This window comes from Rhodococcus sp. IEGM1428, assembly GCF_050321865.1.
In the GTDB taxonomy this organism is placed as follows: domain Bacteria; phylum Actinomycetota; class Actinomycetes; order Mycobacteriales; family Mycobacteriaceae; genus Rhodococcoides.
The window spans coordinates 1-16,367 of the sequence record NZ_JBNQFW010000005.1 but is presented as its reverse complement, the minus strand read 5'-3'; the positions used below and the strand labels follow the sequence as shown (position 1 = coordinate 16,367).

Annotated in this window: 16 protein-coding genes; 8 read left to right on the top strand and 8 right to left on the bottom strand. The window is 64.3% G+C overall.

Annotated features, from left to right (window positions below; all coding sequences use genetic code 11):
• Positions 1 to 9 precede the first annotated feature (9 nt).
• Complete coding sequence (mqo, locus tag ACQR3T_RS21160) at positions 10 to 1,332, bottom strand: malate dehydrogenase (quinone) (RefSeq protein WP_428694741.1); 1,323 nt, start codon at positions 1,330 to 1,332, stop codon at positions 10 to 12.
• Between the two features lie 71 nt (positions 1,333 to 1,403).
• Here mqo and ACQR3T_RS21155 point away from each other — a divergent pair, with 71 nt between their 5' ends.
• From ACQR3T_RS21155 to ACQR3T_RS21135, 5 genes are all read left to right on the top strand, one after another.
• Positions 1,404 to 2,066, top strand: a complete 663-nt coding sequence (locus tag ACQR3T_RS21155; RefSeq protein ID WP_428694740.1) for a TetR family transcriptional regulator — start codon at positions 1,404 to 1,406, stop codon at positions 2,064 to 2,066.
• Between the two features lie 107 nt (positions 2,067 to 2,173).
• Positions 2,174 to 3,613 (top strand): gamma-aminobutyraldehyde dehydrogenase, encoded by a 1,440-nt coding sequence (locus tag ACQR3T_RS21150; protein ID WP_428694739.1) that lies wholly within the window; start codon positions 2,174 to 2,176, stop codon positions 3,611 to 3,613.
• Entirely contained in the window at positions 3,610 to 5,547 is a 1,938-nt protein-coding gene (locus ACQR3T_RS21145) for a primary-amine oxidase (protein ID WP_428694738.1), read from the top strand. The genes ACQR3T_RS21150 and ACQR3T_RS21145 overlap by 4 nt, the downstream gene beginning before the upstream one ends.
• Positions 5,548 to 5,575: 28 nt before the next feature.
• Entirely contained in the window at positions 5,576 to 6,430 is an 855-nt protein-coding gene (locus ACQR3T_RS21140; RefSeq protein WP_428694737.1) for a universal stress protein, read from the top strand.
• Positions 6,423 to 7,940, top strand: coding sequence for an APC family permease (locus tag ACQR3T_RS21135; protein ID WP_428694736.1), 1,518 nt, complete (start codon positions 6,423 to 6,425; stop codon positions 7,938 to 7,940). The genes ACQR3T_RS21140 and ACQR3T_RS21135 overlap by 8 nt, the downstream gene beginning before the upstream one ends.
• Positions 7,941 to 7,958: 18 nt before the next feature.
• On the opposite strand, the gene ACQR3T_RS21130 is transcribed toward ACQR3T_RS21135, so the two are convergent.
• From ACQR3T_RS21130 to ACQR3T_RS21110, 5 genes are all read right to left on the bottom strand, one after another.
• The gene (locus ACQR3T_RS21130; RefSeq protein WP_196249206.1) at positions 7,959 to 8,726 is read right to left on the bottom strand and encodes a MerR family transcriptional regulator; all 768 of its coding nucleotides are present in this window, start codon (positions 8,724 to 8,726) and stop codon (positions 7,959 to 7,961) included.
• Between the two features lie 18 nt (positions 8,727 to 8,744).
• Positions 8,745 to 9,956 carry an MFS transporter gene (locus tag ACQR3T_RS21125; protein ID WP_428694735.1) on the bottom strand — a complete coding sequence of 404 codons (1,212 nt, stop codon included), beginning with the start codon at positions 9,954 to 9,956 and terminating at the stop codon, positions 8,745 to 8,747.
• Positions 9,957 to 10,094: 138 nt separating this feature from the next.
• A complete protein-coding gene (locus ACQR3T_RS21120) occupies positions 10,095 to 10,577 on the bottom strand; it encodes a hypothetical protein (protein ID WP_032380322.1) in 483 nt (160 codons plus the stop codon).
• A gap of 1 nt (position 10,578) precedes the next feature.
• Positions 10,579 to 10,788: a helix-turn-helix transcriptional regulator gene (locus tag ACQR3T_RS21115; RefSeq protein ID WP_032380321.1), complete on the bottom strand. Its 210-nt coding sequence runs from the start codon at positions 10,786 to 10,788 to the stop codon at positions 10,579 to 10,581.
• A 67-nt stretch (positions 10,789 to 10,855) separates the two neighbouring features.
• Entirely contained in the window at positions 10,856 to 11,452 is a 597-nt protein-coding gene (locus ACQR3T_RS21110; RefSeq protein ID WP_428694734.1) for a TetR/AcrR family transcriptional regulator C-terminal domain-containing protein, read from the bottom strand.
• 82 nt (positions 11,453 to 11,534) lie between these two features.
• Between ACQR3T_RS21110 and ACQR3T_RS21105 the strand changes: the two genes are divergently transcribed.
• On the top strand, positions 11,535 to 12,518 hold the full coding sequence (locus tag ACQR3T_RS21105) for a nitrilase-related carbon-nitrogen hydrolase (RefSeq protein WP_032380319.1): 984 nt from the start codon (positions 11,535 to 11,537) through the stop codon (positions 12,516 to 12,518).
• Between the two features lie 23 nt (positions 12,519 to 12,541).
• The gene (locus ACQR3T_RS21100) at positions 12,542 to 13,561 is read left to right on the top strand and encodes an agmatine deiminase family protein (protein WP_428694962.1); all 1,020 of its coding nucleotides are present in this window, start codon (positions 12,542 to 12,544) and stop codon (positions 13,559 to 13,561) included.
• A 19-nt stretch (positions 13,562 to 13,580) separates the two neighbouring features.
• On the opposite strand, the gene ACQR3T_RS21095 is transcribed toward ACQR3T_RS21100, so the two are convergent.
• Together ACQR3T_RS21095 and ACQR3T_RS21090 are read right to left on the bottom strand one after the other, a co-directional pair.
• Positions 13,581 to 14,015 (bottom strand): hypothetical protein, encoded by a 435-nt coding sequence (locus ACQR3T_RS21095; RefSeq protein WP_052064868.1) that lies wholly within the window; start codon positions 14,013 to 14,015, stop codon positions 13,581 to 13,583.
• A gap of 226 nt (positions 14,016 to 14,241) precedes the next feature.
• Positions 14,242 to 14,763, bottom strand: a complete 522-nt coding sequence (locus tag ACQR3T_RS21090; RefSeq protein ID WP_032380318.1) for a hypothetical protein — start codon at positions 14,761 to 14,763, stop codon at positions 14,242 to 14,244.
• Between the two features lie 207 nt (positions 14,764 to 14,970).
• Between ACQR3T_RS21090 and urtA the strand changes: the two genes are divergently transcribed.
• Positions 14,971 to 16,248 carry an urea ABC transporter substrate-binding protein gene (urtA, locus tag ACQR3T_RS21085; RefSeq protein WP_428694733.1) on the top strand — a complete coding sequence of 426 codons (1,278 nt, stop codon included), beginning with the start codon at positions 14,971 to 14,973 and terminating at the stop codon, positions 16,246 to 16,248.
• The last annotated feature ends 119 nt before the right edge of the window (positions 16,249 to 16,367 follow it).

Here is a 16,367-nt window from a genome sequence, read left to right as displayed (position 1 = left end):
CGCCTCAGGCTAGCCGGTGAGCAGCTCCCGCACGTGAGAGTCCCACTGTCGTTCGGGGAAGCATCTGTTCAGCACCTCGATCATGATGGGTACGGCCGTCGATGCGCCCGGTGACGCACCGAGTACAGAAGCGATCGTGCCGTCCTGCGAGGCGACCACTTCGGTGCCGAACCGCAGTTCGCCGTTCTTTACGATCTGGGCACGCTGACCGGCACTGACGATCGACCAGTCTGCCGAATCGGCACTCGGCACGAACTCGCGTAACGCGGCAATCTTCTTCCCTCGGGTGGCGGTCAACTCGGAGAGCAGCAGCCTGATCAGCGGCGTGTTGGCCCAGGCCATCGACAACAGCGATCCAACATTGTCTCGGCTGATCGAACGCGGAAGGTCCAGCACCGATCCGTGTTTCAGGAATTTCGGGTTCGCGCCTGCGTACGGGCCGAAAAGGATGGAGCGCTGCTCGTCGACGATGCGAGTGTCCAGGTGTGGAACCGACATCGGTGGCGCGCCGATGGGCGGCGTCCCGTACACCTTGGCGTCGTGGCGATCGACCACCTCGCTCCGGTCGCAGCGCAGAAATTGTCCGCTGATCGGCAACAGCCCGAAGCCACGCGCATCGGGAATTCCGGCTCTGCGCAGTAATTTCAGGGCCCAACCCCCGGCACCGAGGAACACGAATCGGGCGCGCTCCACCGGTCGACCACCTCGGACGTCGAGTCGCCAGGATCCATCCCGATCCTGCGAAAACCCACGTACTTCCCGTCCGGTCTCCACGCTGGCCCCTGCCGAAGTCATGGCGTCGAACAGCTGCCGCGTCGCTGCGCCGAAGTCGACGTCGGTACCCGTCACGTCTCGGGTCGCAGCCCAGCTGCCGGTGCGGCCCTCGGCAACCAGCGGTGACCACTGCTGCAGCACCGCAGCGTCTTCGGTGTACTCCATCGCCTCGAACATCGGGTGACTGCTCAGCGCGTGATGCCGAGCGCGGAGAAACTCGACGTTGTCGGAACCCTGGACCAGAGTCATGTGCGGCACGGGGCGCACGAAGTCTGCCTGGGGCAACGTCGCCCAGAAACGCCGAGTCGTTGCGAACTGCTCGGCGATCCGCACGGCACGGTCGATGTCGACAGAACCGTCGGATCGCACTGTCGTGTAGTTGGTTTCGCACAGACCGGCATGCCCGGTTCCGGCGTTGTTCCACCCGTCGGATGCTTCCGCAGCCACTCGAGGAAGGCGCTCGAGCACCCGAATCGACCAGGTCGGTTCCAGTTTCTGCAGCAGCGTCCCGAGCGTTGCGCTCATGATTCCGCCGCCGACAAGAATGACGTCGTCCACCGTCGGGCCCCTTTCTCGTACTAAGTACAAGTCACGCTAGCACCGACTCGTACACCTGTATAGTTCGATCGATGCCGCGCCTGAGCAGGACTGCCGTCGTCGACGCCGCTCTCGACGTCGCATATCGCCACGGATTGGACTCGCTCACCATCCGCAAGATCGCGACCGAACTCGGCGTCTCCCCCATGGCGATCTACTGGCATGTCAAGAACAAGGACGAGCTACTCGATGCCATGGGCGACCGCGTCTGCCAGGACCTCGAGCTCACCGTTGATCCCGCCGCCCCGTGGTGGCAGCAGCTACGCACCGTGCTCGAGGACTTCATGCGCGCCTTGCGAGCCCACCCGGGCGCAGCCGACATCGTTGTTCCTCGAATGTTGTTTTCCCCCAACAGTAGGGAGGCCATGGAGTTGGCACTGAAAGCTCTTGGCGAGGCCGGCTTCCCCCTTCCCGACGCCACCCAACTCGCCCGCCATGGCGTCCGGGTCGCCATCTCGCTCATCACCGAGCCCTTGTTCACCGGTGTCGAGGTCGAGCCAGAGCGTCGGGCACACGTCGAGCGGGAGGTGGCGTCGACGATGAAATCACTCGATCCCGAAGAGTTCCCACACATCCTGGCCTCGGCCCACCATCTCGGCGATCCCACCTCCCGTCCGGCGTTCGAGAAGCTCGGTCTCGAGACGTACATCGCCGGCGTCAGAGCGCTTGCCGACAACCGTGACATTTCGTCCTGATCCTTCGGCGGATGTTGGACATGTTGTCGGGTGGCGAAGTCTCGTCCGTAGGTGCAGGCTTTGCAGAACCGAAATATTGGTGGAGTGACGACGCTAGGGGTTGTGAGATGACGGTGCCTGTCCTGCAGAACTACATCGACGGGGCGTTCGTCACGCCCTCGGGCACCGAGATGCTCGAGGTGATCAGCCCGGTGGACGAGACGGTCGTCGCCCATTCCCCCATCTCCGACGCGGCCGACGTCGAGGCCGCAATGTCGGCTGCCGCCAGCGCATTCGAGACCTGGGGCAAAACGACGCCGAGTGAGCGACAGAAGGTGTTGCTGAAGCTTGCCGACGCCATCGAGGCGCACAGCGACGAGATCGTCGAAGCGCAGAGCCGCAACACCGGCCAGCCCAAGGCCACCATCGCCGCCGAAGAGGTGACGGTCGGCGCGGATCAGCTCCGATTCTTCGCCGGCGCCGCCCGGATGCTCGAAGGCAAGTCCGCGGGCGAATACATGGATGGCTTCACCTCGTACGTGCGCCGCGAACCGATCGGCGTCGTCGGCCAGGTGACCCCGTGGAACTACCCGTTCATGATGGCGATCTGGAAGATCGGGCCCGCTCTGGCCGCCGGCAACACGATCGTGCTCAAGCCCAGTGACACCACCCCCGAGAGCACGTTGGTGCTGGCCAAGCTCTCGAAGGGCATCGTTCCTGACGGCGTGCTCAACGTCGTCCTCGGCAACGGCGGCACCGGTGCGACAATCGTCGAGCACAAGACTCCCGGACTGGTGTCGATCACCGGATCCGTGCGCGCCGGCATCGCGGTGGCAGTGGCCGCAGCCAAGCAGCTCAAGCGCGCGCACCTCGAACTCGGCGGGAAGGCACCGGCGATCGTCTTCGACGACGTCGACATCGCCAAGGCAGCCGACGGCATCGCCGAGGCCGCGTTCTTCAACGCCGGTCAGGACTGCACGGCCGTCACCCGCGTCCTGGTGCACGAATCGGTACACGACACCCTCGTCGATGCCCTTGTGGCCAAGGCGAAGACACTGAAAGTCGGCCTCCCCGACGACCTCGATACCTTCCTCGGGCCACTGAACAACGTCAACCACTTCGGTCAGGTCAGCGCCAAGGTCGACGGCATCGGCGCACATGCCACCATCGTCACCGGCGGCAAGCGCATCGGCGACAAGGGTTTCTTCTTCGAGCCCACCATCATCACGGGCGTGCAGCAGTCCGATCCCATCGTGCAGGAGGAGACGTTCGGCCCGGTGCTCACGGTGCAGAAGTTCACCGACGAGGCCGAGGCGATCGCGCTCGCCAACGACGTCGACTTCGGCCTCGCATCGAGCGTCTGGACATCCGATCACGCACGCACACTGCGCATCTCGGCAGCTCTGGACTTCGGTGCCGTCTGGGTCAACTGCCACATCCCGTTGGTCGCGGAAATGCCGCACGGCGGATTCAAGTACTCCGGCTACGGCAAGGATCTCTCTGCCTACGGTGTCGAGGACTACACCCGCATCAAGCACGTCATGAGCTCGACGGAGACCATCGCATGACCTCTCATCCCCTCGATCCCCTGTCCAGCGACGAATTCGCCACCGTAGCCGAGATTCTCGGCCGCGATCACGGCGTCGGCGACGGTTGGCGTTACGCCTCCATCGAAATGATCGAACCGGCCAAGCCCGAGATCGCTGCGTTCGACGCGGACGGGACCGTGCCTGCACGTCGGGCGGTGTCAGTGGTGCTGAACCGCAACGAGAACACGACCTTCAAGGCCGTGGTGTCGCTGGACGATCGCACCACCGAATCGTGGACGCACATCCCCGATGTTCAGCCCAACTTCACCGTCGACGAGTGGGAGGAGGCCGACGAGGCCCTACGCGCCCACCCCGATGTGATTGCCGCCCTTGCCGATAGAGGCATCACCGATCTGGATCTGGTGTTCATGGACACCTGGACCTACGGCGAGGCGGTGACGCCCGAGAAGTACAAGGGTCGACGCCTCGGCTGGTCGGATACCTGGGTGAAGGCCGCGGCGGGTGCCAATCCCTACGCCGGACCGGTCGGTGGGTTCCACTGCGTCATCGACGTGAACACGATGGAATTGCTCGAGATCGAGGACACGTATCGCGTCGAGCGGCCGGAGATCATGGGCGAGTACGTCCCTCGCCACATCCCGGAGCGGATCAGGAACGCCAGCACGCGTCCGCCGCTGAAGCCCCTCGAGATCACTCAATCCGACGGGCCTTCGTTCGAGCTCGACGGCAACAAGTTGACGTGGCAGAACTGGTCGCTGCGCGTGGGGTTCAACTACCGCGAGGGCATGACACTGCATGCCGTCAGCTACAACGACAACGGAAATGTGCGCTCCGTTGCGAATCGAATGTCGTTCGCGGAGATGGTCGTTCCCTATCGCGATCACACCGAGGATCACTATCGGCGCACCGCGTTCGACATCGGCGAGTGGGGCCTGGGTTTCATGACCACCTCGCTCGAGCTCGGTTGCGACTGCCTCGGCGAGATCCGCTACCTCGACGCGGTGCTGCACAACAGCAAGGGTGAGCCGTACACGATCACCAACGCGATCTGCATCCACGAGGAAGACAACGCCGTGCTGTGGAAGCACGTCGATCACGACGCCGGAGCCGAGGTACGGCGTATGCGCCGGCTCACGGTCAGCTTCCACGCAACGGTCGCCAACTACGAGTACCTCGTCTATTGGCGGTTCTACCAGGACGGCAACATCGAGTGCGAGGTGCGCGCAACGGGCATCATGGTCGTCACGCACTTCGACGAGGGTGGCACGCACCCGTCGGGCACGCTGGTCGACAACCGTACGTACGCGCCGTATCACCAGCACTTTCTCGTCGCCCGGCTCGATCTGGACATCGACGGCACCGAGAACACCGTGTATGCCAGTGAGACGCAACGGGTTCCGATGGGCCCCGACAATCCGTACGGCCTCGCACTCACTCAGGTCAACACTCCCCTGACCACCGAGTCCGAGGGCAAGCAGGATTACGACTGGAACACCCAGAAGGCATGGAAGGTCGTCAACGACAACGTCACCAACGGTCTCGGCACCCGTCCCGCCTACAAGTTGGTACCGGGCGCAGCGATCCCCTCGATGTTCGATCCGGCGTCGCCGATCTTCCAGCGCGCCCAGGTGATCGGCCACACCGTGTGGGTCACCCCCAACTCGCCCGACGAGCGTTGGCCCAGTGGTGAATTCGTCAACCAGAGCGGTATCGATCACGGCCTGCCGGAGTGGACCGAAAAGGATCGCAGCATAGAGAACACCGATGTCGTCGTCTGGTACACCTTCGGGATCCACCACGTCACTCGCCCGGAGGACTGGCCGGTGATGCCCGCGGACACGGTCTCGTTCTGGCTCAAGCCGTTCGGGTTCTTCGATCGCAATCCCTCGCTCGACGTCGTGGCGTCGGAGCAGAAGTCGTGCCATACCGATCCCGGTAGCACCTGTCATTAGCTCGCCCGAACTCAGGGAAGGTCCGCCCATGCGTCTGATCGTGGGGTACCAGGCAACACCGAGTGGCGCGGACGGAATTGCCCTGGGCGCTACGCTCGCGCGTTCGCTGCAGGCCTCGCTGGACATCTGTCTGGTGCTGCCTCAGGAGCGTCCGGTGCCGTCCAAGGCACCGGTCGAGGCGGCCTACGACGACATCTTGATCGACCAGGCCACCGAGTGGCTGGACGAGGCACTGAAATTGGTGCCCGAGGACGTCGAGGCTCGTACTCACCTGCTGTTCGACGAGTCGTTCGCACAGGGCCTGCTCGACTGTGTGGACGAGTGTGACGCCTACATGATCGTCGTCGGCGCGGCCGGTGACGGTCTGCTCGGACGCCACTCGATCGGCACCGTCACCAGCGATTTGTTGCACGTCGCGCACGTGCCCCTCGCGCTGGCTCCACGCGGGTATCGGCACTCTCCCCCGCAGCGCATTCGCGAGATCACCTGCGCCATCGGAAATCGTCCGGGGGCAGCCGAACTCGTCGAGGCGGCCACCGACCTCTCTGCCACCGCCGAGTTGCCACTGCGCCTGCTCTCCCTCGTTTCCGCAGATGAGCGATCGGCACCGGGGCCAGGAGGTCTCGCCAGGGCCGAGGACGTGCTGCGCACCGTACAAGCCGGACTGCCCGACGGTTCGGAGGTGCAGTTGACGGTGGCCGAGGGTTCCGGCATCGAGAAGGCCGCCTCCTCCCTGGACTGGCACGGCGGTGACGTGTTGATGGTGGGCTCGTCTCGACTCGCGCAGCCTCACCGACTCTTCCTGGGATCGGTTGCCGCCAAGATGCTTCGGGTCGTCCCCGTTCCGATGATCGTTGTTCCGAGAGAGGCCGGCGATGAATGAGCACAAGGTAGTGGACGTCGAGTCCAAGGGCCTGTCGGCCGGCCAGCTCGGGCTGCTCGCGAGTGTCGTGCTGGGCATTTCGACCATCGCACCCGCGTACGCATTGACGGCATCGCTCGGGCCGACGGTCACCGAGGTCGGGGTGCACCTGCCGGCGATCTTCATCGTGGGCTTCATCCCGATGTTGCTGGTGGCGTTGGGCTATCGAGAGCTCAACGCGGCCGAACCCGACAGCGGCACGTCCTTCACGTGGGCATCCAAGGCCTTCGGCCCCTACGTCGGCTGGATGGGCGGGTGGGGTCTGATCGCGGCCACCATCATCGTGCTCTCCAACCTCGCCGGGGTGGCCGTCGACTTCTTCTATCTCTTTCTCGCGCAGGTCACCAGCAACGATTCGGTGGCCGACCTCACCGGCAACAAGCTCGTCAACATCTTCACCTGCCTGGTGTTCATGGCGCTGTCGGCGTGGCTGTGTTATCGCGGTATGCAGGAGACAAAGCGCGTTCAATACACGATGCTCGGCTTCCAGTTACTGGTGATGGCGTGGTTCATCGTCGCCGCGTTCGCCAAGGTCGGGGCAGGCGACGGGGCCGACGACATCTCGTTCAGCCTGGATTGGTTCGATCCGTTCGGCATTCCGAGCTTCTCCGCATTCACGGCCGGCCTGTCGCTGTCGATCTTCATGTACTGGGGCTGGGACGTCTGTTTGACGGTCAACGAGGAAACGTCCGGTAGCGCAAAGATTCCCGGCCGCGCCGCTCTGGTGACGGTGTTCTTCATCATCGTGTTGTACCTGCTCACCGCGGTCGCCACGCTGCTGTTCGCCGGCACCGGGGACACCGGGAACGGACTGCAGAATCCCGACACCACCGACAACGTGTTCGCGGCTCTCGCCGGGCCGGTGATGGGACCGTTCGCGGTTCTGCTCTCGCTCGCCGTGCTGAGCAGCTCGGCCAGTTCGTTGCAAGCCACGTTCATCTCACCGGCGCGCACTCTGCTGGCAATGGGCCACTATCAGGCACTGCCGAAGCGGTTCGCTTCCATCACACCGCGATTCAGCACTCCGGGCTTCGCGACGCTGGTGGCGGGCGGCGCGTCGGCCGGCTTCTACGCCGTGATGCGAGTGGTGAGCGACAACGTACTCACCGACACCATCGCCGCACTCGGACTGATGATCTGCTTCTACTACGGCATCACGGCGTTCGCCTGCGTCTGGTACTTCCGCGAGGAATTGTTCACCAGCACCCGCAACGTGTTCTTCAAGTTCCTCGCGCCGCTACTCGGCGGGGTCGGGATGGCCGTGGTGTTCGTGCAGACCTCGGTCGATGCGTGGGATCCCGAGTTCGGCAGCGGCTCATCACTGTTCGGCATCGGGATGGTCTTCCTCATCGGCGTGGGGATCATCGTTCTCGGCATCGTCATCATGTTGGTGGTGGCACTGCGCAAGCCGGAGTTCTTCAAGGGCGACATTCTCCGCCGCGACACTCCGTCACTGATCGTCGAGGACTGACGATCCCCCTGGCTTTCGTCAGGGTGGGGAATGCTCGACGCCGCGCTCCTGCAGGCCTTGCATGATCAGCTCGGTGACGCGTACCCAGGCAGGCCGGTCGGCCCACTGCTCCGCGAGCAGTGCGTTGGCCGCAGGGTCGTCGAGACCGCGCTGGAACGACCACTCGCGGGCGTCACTGGCCCAGGTGTCGATCATCCATTCGACCGTGTCGTCCGCGAGCTCCTGGATCCGTGGGTCCTCGGGTTCGAGCTCGGCTGCTCGAAAAGAGCGCACCATGAGTGCCAGATAGCCCGGGTCTCCGAGCATGCCGCCGCCTACCGTTTCCAGCCAGGGATCGAGCCTGGACCGGTAGACGGCATACGTCAGTACCCAGGCGTCGCGATAGTGATCGACCACTCCGGAGTCGATGCCCGCCTCACGCAGGTGCTCGATCAGGCCGACGATGACATCGGGAAGGACCAGCGCGTCGCCTGCACGCAACAGCCCGAGTCTGTCGCGATCCTTCTCCAGACGTTCGATCCTGTTGCTCAGGTCGGCGTGGATCTCGATCAAGGCGAGGTCGAGTGTTTCCTGCGAGGCGTCGAGCAGCTCGTGGACGCGCGCCAGTGGCACACCGGCCGAGGCAAGAGCAACAACACGTGACAGCCGCAGCACGGCCTCCCCGTCGTAGAGACGGTAACCCGACGTGTCGCGCTGCGGCTCGTCCAACAGCCCCTGCTGGTGGTAGAACCGCACGGTTCGGGTCGTCACTCCCACATAGGAAGCCAGCTCACCGATACGCAGCATGGCGACCATTCTTGCCGATCAACCGTCCACTTCGGCAGACTGCGGCACCGGTTCGGTCAGCTCACGCGCACCCGGGCTCAGCACTGCATAGGCAGCGACCGCGGTCCATCCGACTCCCATCACGACGGCCCCGAGACCGAGATCGCCGCCGAGGAGCACCACCGACATCAGTCCCAACCCCATCGGACCGGCCACGAGCCCGCTCATGTTCAGCCAGCCGAGGACGCGCCCCCGAACGTCTGCGGGGACCTGTTCGGCCACGTAGACATTCCAGATCGGACCGAACAGCCCGGATCCGAGACCCATCACGAGCATCCCGGCCGCGACGATCCAGAACCCCTGCAGCTGTGCGAACAGCCAGATACCGATCGTCATCGCAGCCATTCCCGTCACGAACGTGGCCCGTCGCGATCGGGCGGCCACAAAAGCGAACAAGGCCGACCCCGCCAAGGCACCGACGGCGTACGCCGACATGGCCAGGCCGAGCTGCCCGGGTTCGCCGATCTCGTTGAAGTGACCGGGCAGCAGCAGGCTGATCATCGGCGGGGTGACCAGACTCGCGAGAAACGCGAACAGCAGCATCGCGCGCAGCGCGGGCGTGCGACGGATCAGGTCCAGCGCACTCCCCGACCCCGCGGCACCGGCCGCGAACGCCTGCCCCACAACCGGAACCAACGCAGTCAGCACCGCAGCGGCCGCCGACGAGGCGGCCGTGACGGCCACGACGTCGATCGGATCCAGCATGCTCAACAGCAGACCCGCCAGAGCCGGTCCGGCCAGGAACGCCAGCGAGAAACCGGTCTGAAAGAACCCGGCCACCGCCGTGACCGACGTCCCCGAGATCGACGCGACGTCGGCGAGCATCGCCTGACGAGCCGTCATCCCCGGCACATCGAAGACAGCGCCTGCCACTCCGAGCACCACGAACCATGGCACCGACAACCCCACCGTCGCACTCACCACGATCAGGCCGAATACCGCAGTCGCGCTACCGAGATCGGAGACGACGGCCACGTTGCGTGCCCCGAATCGGTCGATCAGTCGACCACCGGCGAACGTTGCCGGCACCGCTGCGATGCCTGCTGCCGCAGCGATCAGACCTGCCGACGCCAGGCTTCCTGTCGTGGCCAGCACCAACCAGGGCAGGACGATAGTGATGGCCGAGTTGCCGAAAAGCGACAACGACGCGCCACCGATGTACAGCGGAACAGCAAGACGGATGCGACTCATGCTCCGATGATCTGCATTGACGTTGCGTCAAGGTCAAGCTGTGCGTGCACACCGGGCCACGATGCCGACACGAGGGCAGCGCGTGACGGACCTCGACGATGAGTCGCGACCCGTCGACGACCGACCCAGGACTGCTGCTCAGATTTCCTCGGCCTCGAAACGCGCGTTGCGCTTACGCATCTGCCAGATGATCAGTGCGACGACGCCGCCCCCGACCACCGCACCCACGGCTGCGCCTGCCCACGAGCTCACCTGCGAGTAGACGTCCGGCTGCAGCCTGACGAGGACTCCGACGTAGCCGGCTGCCGCGATCACACCGACAATGATCCCTCGGAGCCGTCCGGCCTTTGCTGCGGTGTAGATGTTCACCCCGCGGACCGCCGAATAACCGATCGTGGCGAAGCTGATCAGCGTGGAGACGACGAGAATCCCGAGCGCAATCCACGCTCCGGTCGTGTTCGCCGCCCATGGCAGAATTGCACCGCCGATGAGGCCAGCCCAGAGGAACAGTTGAAAACCGATGGCGGAGGCTTCGTTCCACACATCACGCTGGCGTTCGTCGTCGTAGAATTCGTCGTCCAGATCGCCGACGATTCGCATGGTCTTGGTGAATGTGCTCATGTCACTCCTCGTTTCCGAACAATGTTTCGACAGTGGTGTTCAGTGCCCCGGCCAGCTTCAGTGCCAGGTAGACGCTCGGTGCGTAGTCGCCGCCTTCGACGGAGACGATGCTCTGCCGGGAAACACCGCAGGCTTTACCGAGCTCCGCCTGGGTCAGCCGCGCAGCTTTGCGGTGTTCACGCACCGCATTGGTTTTCAGCGCGTTGTTCATACCAAAAGTCAAGCTGACTTGTCAGAAAATGTCAAGCCTTCTTGTCATCGACAATGGTGCGGCGTCGCTACCGCGGCTCGAGGCCCATCAGGAGAGCCTGCAGCCCGAACTCGAAGGCATCCTCGGACCGCTCGTGCAGTTCCCCCGCAGCGTCCAGTGCAGCTTTCAGTTCCGGTTCCACGTCGCGGCTACTGAGCCACGGTGCTTCGGGAGCTGCCAGATCCAAGGCCGAACCCAACACGAAACTGTCGAGCACGGTGATGATGCGGAGCACGTCGGCAGGCGGGAAGCCGGCATCTGTCAGCACCCGCGCCAACGTGTTGTACATCCCGAACGCAGCGCTGCTGTTCACGGCCTGAGCCGTCAGCAGTGGAATCAACCGTGGGTAGCGCCCGTAGCTGTTTCGGTACCCGCGCGCGATCCAGGCGAGCGCCTCACGCCACGGCGTACCGGCCTCCGGCATCTCCACCGCGGACATCGCTCGACCCCGCAGCAACTCGATGATCTCGTCACGTCCGGACACGTGGTTGTAGAGCGAGGACGGACTGACCTTCAGCTTCTTGGCCAGCTGAGGCATGGTGAATCCACCCGACTCTTCGACGAGAGTCAGGGCCGCCGTCGTGATGCGATCGACGTCGAGAAGGGGTGCCGACGGTCTTCCCACAGCATTTCTCCCGTATCCGTTGCGTTCGGGGCAGACATCAACGATACTTAACGAATCACATTCGTTTTAACAGGAGATCGGCATGCTGACCCTCACGAACCTCACACCTCCCGAGGCGCTGACCCGGACCACCCCGACCGATCGGCCGCCACTGCGGGTCGGTCTGGTGCAGCATCGCTGGAATCCCGATGCAGCCGCATCGAAAGGCGAACTGCTCGATGCCATTTCAACAGCCGCAGGCCTCGGGGCGCAGGTCGTCTTCCTGCCCGAGATCACCCTGCTGCGCTACCCGGCCGACACCCCCGCCGGTGCGAACCCCGGCAGCGCGGCCGAGGATCTGACGACCGGGCCCACATTCGGCCTGGCCGCCGAGGCCGCCGCCGCCAACGGCATCGTGGTTCATGCCTCGCTGTACGAGAAGTCCGAGGCAGACGGATTGGGCTTCAACACCTCCATCATGGTCTCGCCCTCCGGCGAACTACTGGCCAGAACCCGCAAGCTGCACATCCCCATCTCGGCCGGCTACTACGAAGACACCTACTTCCGCCCCGGCCCGGCCGACGACCCGTACCCCGTCTACTCGCCGGAGCAACTCGGTGGTGCTCGGGTGGGTCTACCCACCTGCTGGGACGAGTGGTTTCCCGAGGTCGCACGCAGCTACGCACTCGGCGGCGCCGAGATACTCGCGTATCCGACGGCCATCGGGTCCGAGCCGTCGTTCCCGGCGTTCGACACCCAACCGCTGTGGCAGCACGTCATCGTCGGTCACGGAATTTCCAACGGCCTGTTCATGGTGGTGCCCAACCGGTGCGGCGACGAAGGCGAGATCACGTTCTACGGATCGTCGTTCATCTCCGATCCCTACGGCCGCATCCTGGTACAGGCACCGCGCGACGAACCAGCCGTGCTCGTCGCGGATCTCGACCTCGATCAGCGTCGAGAATGGTTGGAGCTCTTTCCTTTTCTACTCACCCGCAGACCGGACACCTACTCACGTCTGACCGAGCCGGTGCGCTCGGACGCCCCCTACGGCGACGGACATACTGCGACGCCGGTGGTCAAGTGATCACGGCCGCAACGCAATACACGATGCCGTCCGAGACGGCACCGCAGGACAAGGTATGGATGGCGTTCCCGTGCGAGGGCTACTCCCTCGGCGACGATCCGGAAGCCAAGCACGAGGCCCGCTCCACCTGGGCTGCCGTCGCGCATGCGGTAGCGGAGTTCGAGCCGGTGACCGTCGTCGTCGATCCGGCCGAGCGCGAGGTGGCGGCGACGTACCTCTCTCGCGATATCGACATCGTCGAGGCACCGCTGAACGACGCATGGATGCGCGACATCGGCCCGACATTCGTTCATGCGGGCGACGGTTCGGTTGCTGCCGTCGACTGGGTCTTCAACGGCTGGGGCGCACAGGACTGGGCGCAGTGGGACAAGGACAGCCGCATCGGCGAGTTCGTCGCCGATCAGGCTGCAGTACAGAGGATTACGTCACCCATCGTCAACGAGGGCGGCGGCATTGCGGTCGACGGCGCGGGCACGGTACTGGTCACCGAAACCGTGCAACTCGATCCCGGTCGCAATCCGGGCCTGACGAAAGCCGACATCGAGGCGGAGCTGGCGCGGACCATCGGTGCGCAGCACGTCATCTGGCTGCCACGCGGATTGACGCGTGATTCCATGCGGTTCGGCACCCGTGGCCACGTCGATATCGTCGCGGCCATCCCGTCTCCTGGAACCGTTCTGGTGCACAGTCAACGAGACCGGGCTCACCCCGATCACGAGGTCAGCGCGCTGATCATCGCCACTCTGCGCGCCACGCACAGTGGCTCGGGTAACGATTGGAACATCGTCGAGGTGCCGGCTCCGCAGACGTTGCGGGATGCGGATGGCTTCGTCGACTACAGCTACATCAATCATCTCGTCGTCAACGGCGGCGTGATTGCCTGCAGCTACGACGACCCGGCCGACGGTGAGGCAGCGGCGGTATTGCGAGACGCCTATCCGGGAAGAAAGGTGGTTAGCGTGGACGCGAGGCCACTGTTCGAGAGAGGCGGTGGCATCCACTGCATCACCCAGCACCAACCGTCGGCGCGCGATCGCGGCTGACGGTCGGCGTTCGGAACTCCTACGAGCTGCGTCGAACTTCCAACTGCTCGCCGACGACGACGGTCTGCGCCTCGGTCACGCAGTCCAACCGTCCGTCGAGACGGAGTGACACGTTGTATTCGCCCGGCTTGAGGGCGAACGTGGTGATGTCGATGCTCGAGATGTTGTCACCGACGGTGACGCGGTGGCTCAGCGACAGCATGCCGTTGTGCAGGATCTCGCACATCTGACCCGGCAGAACGTTGTCGACGTGAACGGTGATGGTCTTGGGTCCGCCGTGAACCTCGATGGTGGGCTGCGGCGTGCTCGATCCAACGAGTCTGAGGTAGCTCTTGTCTCTGCGCACGGCCTCGACTTCCCTGTTAGCGTGCTCCACCGTGAGGTGAACGTCCGACGTGGTCTCGTTGGTACTTCGTGGCACGACGAAGGGCGGATTGGTAGTGCACATCGTCATCGGCCTCGAACCGAGCCTCTCTTATCATCGGGCGCACGCTCGGCCACGTTACGAACCCGCGTCCGACCAGCCCTGCAACAGCCGCTGACACCGAACGATCGTGATGTCATCGGACAGAACATACCTCCCGGACGGCAGATCTGCGAACGGACTGATCGAAACCGATACCTTTACGTATCCTTACGCCCTGTAACCCCAGGTCTAGGGACGATTCACAGTATCGACGTCACTTGTTCGGGTCGAACCCGAGCAGTTCGGCCCTCTCGGCGGCGCACTCGGCCTCCTGCACCCGACGCCGCCGATTCTTGATACCCACCACTCCAGCCGCGAGCCCCACCGGCGCACCGATCGCGGCCCCGATCCACAAGGACTGAAGATTGCCGCCTCCGTAGTGAGCCAGGAGGCGAAGCGCCGCTCCTGCACCGGCGAGAAAGAAGAGCAGTCCGGCGAACGCTATCCGCGAGCGTCGAAGTTTCTGCGAGGCGTACATGTCGATCCCTCGCTGCCTGGCGTATCCCAACACCGCGAAGGACACGGAGATCAGCACGAAGAACAGGCCGAGCGCCATCCACGCTCCGGTGACACCCGCCGCGTAGGGCAGGACCGCGCCACTGATCAGTCCGATCCACAGCAGAGACTGAAATCCGACGGCCGAGGCCTCGTTCCAGATGTCGCGTTGCAGCTCGTCGGCATAGAACTCGTCGTCGAGGTCTCCGACGAATCGGGCTGCTGTGACGAATGCACTCATGATCGACCCTTTCTTTGGGCTACGGATTACCCAAAAGTCAACTCTGCTTGTCAAAAAATGTCAAGGATGATTGTCACTCGCCTGCTTTTACGTCGACGTAACGCGGGAAACAGACTCGTCACCGCGCAACATACCGGCGCAATAACTTCCCTTTACTGTTCGCAATCGCGAATACACCTCTGTATACAAACTCCGAAAGGGCCGTAGATGCCTGCTGTCTCGAAGCGCATGTCCGTCAAGCGCGTCATGGTCGTTCCCGCAGCTCTGGCTGCATTGAGCCTGGTCGCCACCGCCTGCGGCAGCAAGGCGAGCGACACCACCTCCGCGGACGGCGGCGGCAGTACCGCCACCTCGTGTGTGGACACCTCGGGTGACACCATCAAGGTGGGCTCGCTCAACTCCCTGTCCGGCACCATGGCGATCAGCGAAGTGACGGTGCGTGATTCGATCGCGCTGGCCGTCGAGCAGATCAACGCAGCGGGCGGCGTCAACGGCAAGCAGATCGAGGTCGTCGCCGAGGACGGCGCGTCCGAGCCCACCGTGTTCGCCGAGAAGGCCGAGAAGCTGATCAGCAGCGATTGTGTCGCAGCAGTTTTCGGCGGTTGGACCTCGTCGTCGCGCAAGGCGATGCTGCCCGTGTTCGAGGACAACGACGCTCTCCTCTACTACCCCGTGCAGTACGAGGGCCTCGAGGCGTCCAAGAACATCTTCTACACCGGTGCCACCACCAACCAGCAGATCATTCCGGCCCTGGACTACCTGAAAGAGAAGGGCGTCAAGTCGCTCTACCTGGTCGGTAGCGACTACGTCTTCCCGCAGACGGCCAACCGCGAGATCAAGGCCTACGCCGCGGCCAACGGAATCGAGATCAAGGGCGAGGACTACACCCCGCTCGGCTCGACCGACTTCTCCACCATCGTCAACAAGGTTCGCTCCGCCGACGCCGACGCGGTGTTCAACACCCTCAACGGCGACTCCAACGTCGCGTTCTTCCGCGAGTACACCAACGCCGGCCTCAAAGCTGCTGACATGCCGGTCATCTCGGTGTCCATCGCCGAGGAGGAAGTGGCGGGCATCGGAGCCGCGAACATCGAGGGCCAGCTGACCGCCTGGAACTACTACCAGACCGTCGACTCCCCGGAGAACACCAAATTCGTCGCCGACTACAAGGCGAAGTACGGTGCCGACAAGCCCACCTCGGATCCCATGGAAGCCGCCTACACGTCGGTCTACCTGTGGAAGAACACCGTGGAGAAGGCCGATTCCTTTGCGGTGGCCGACATTCAGGCCGCGGCCAACGGCGTCAGCTTCGCCGCTCCCGAGGGTGACGTCGTCATCGACGGCGACAACCACCACATCTCCAAGACCGCCCGCATCGGTGAGATCCGCCCCGACGGACTGATCTACACGGTGTGGGAGTCGCCCGAAGCAATTGCACCCGACCCGTTCCTCGAGACCTACGACTGGGCCTCCGACCTCAACTGACCGAGAGTGCCTGCGGCAGTGGGGGGGGGGGGGGGGGGGGGGGGGGGGGGGGGGGGGGGGGGGGGGGGGGGGGGGGGGGGGGGGGGGGGGGGGGGGGGGGGGGGGGGGGGGTGGGGGGG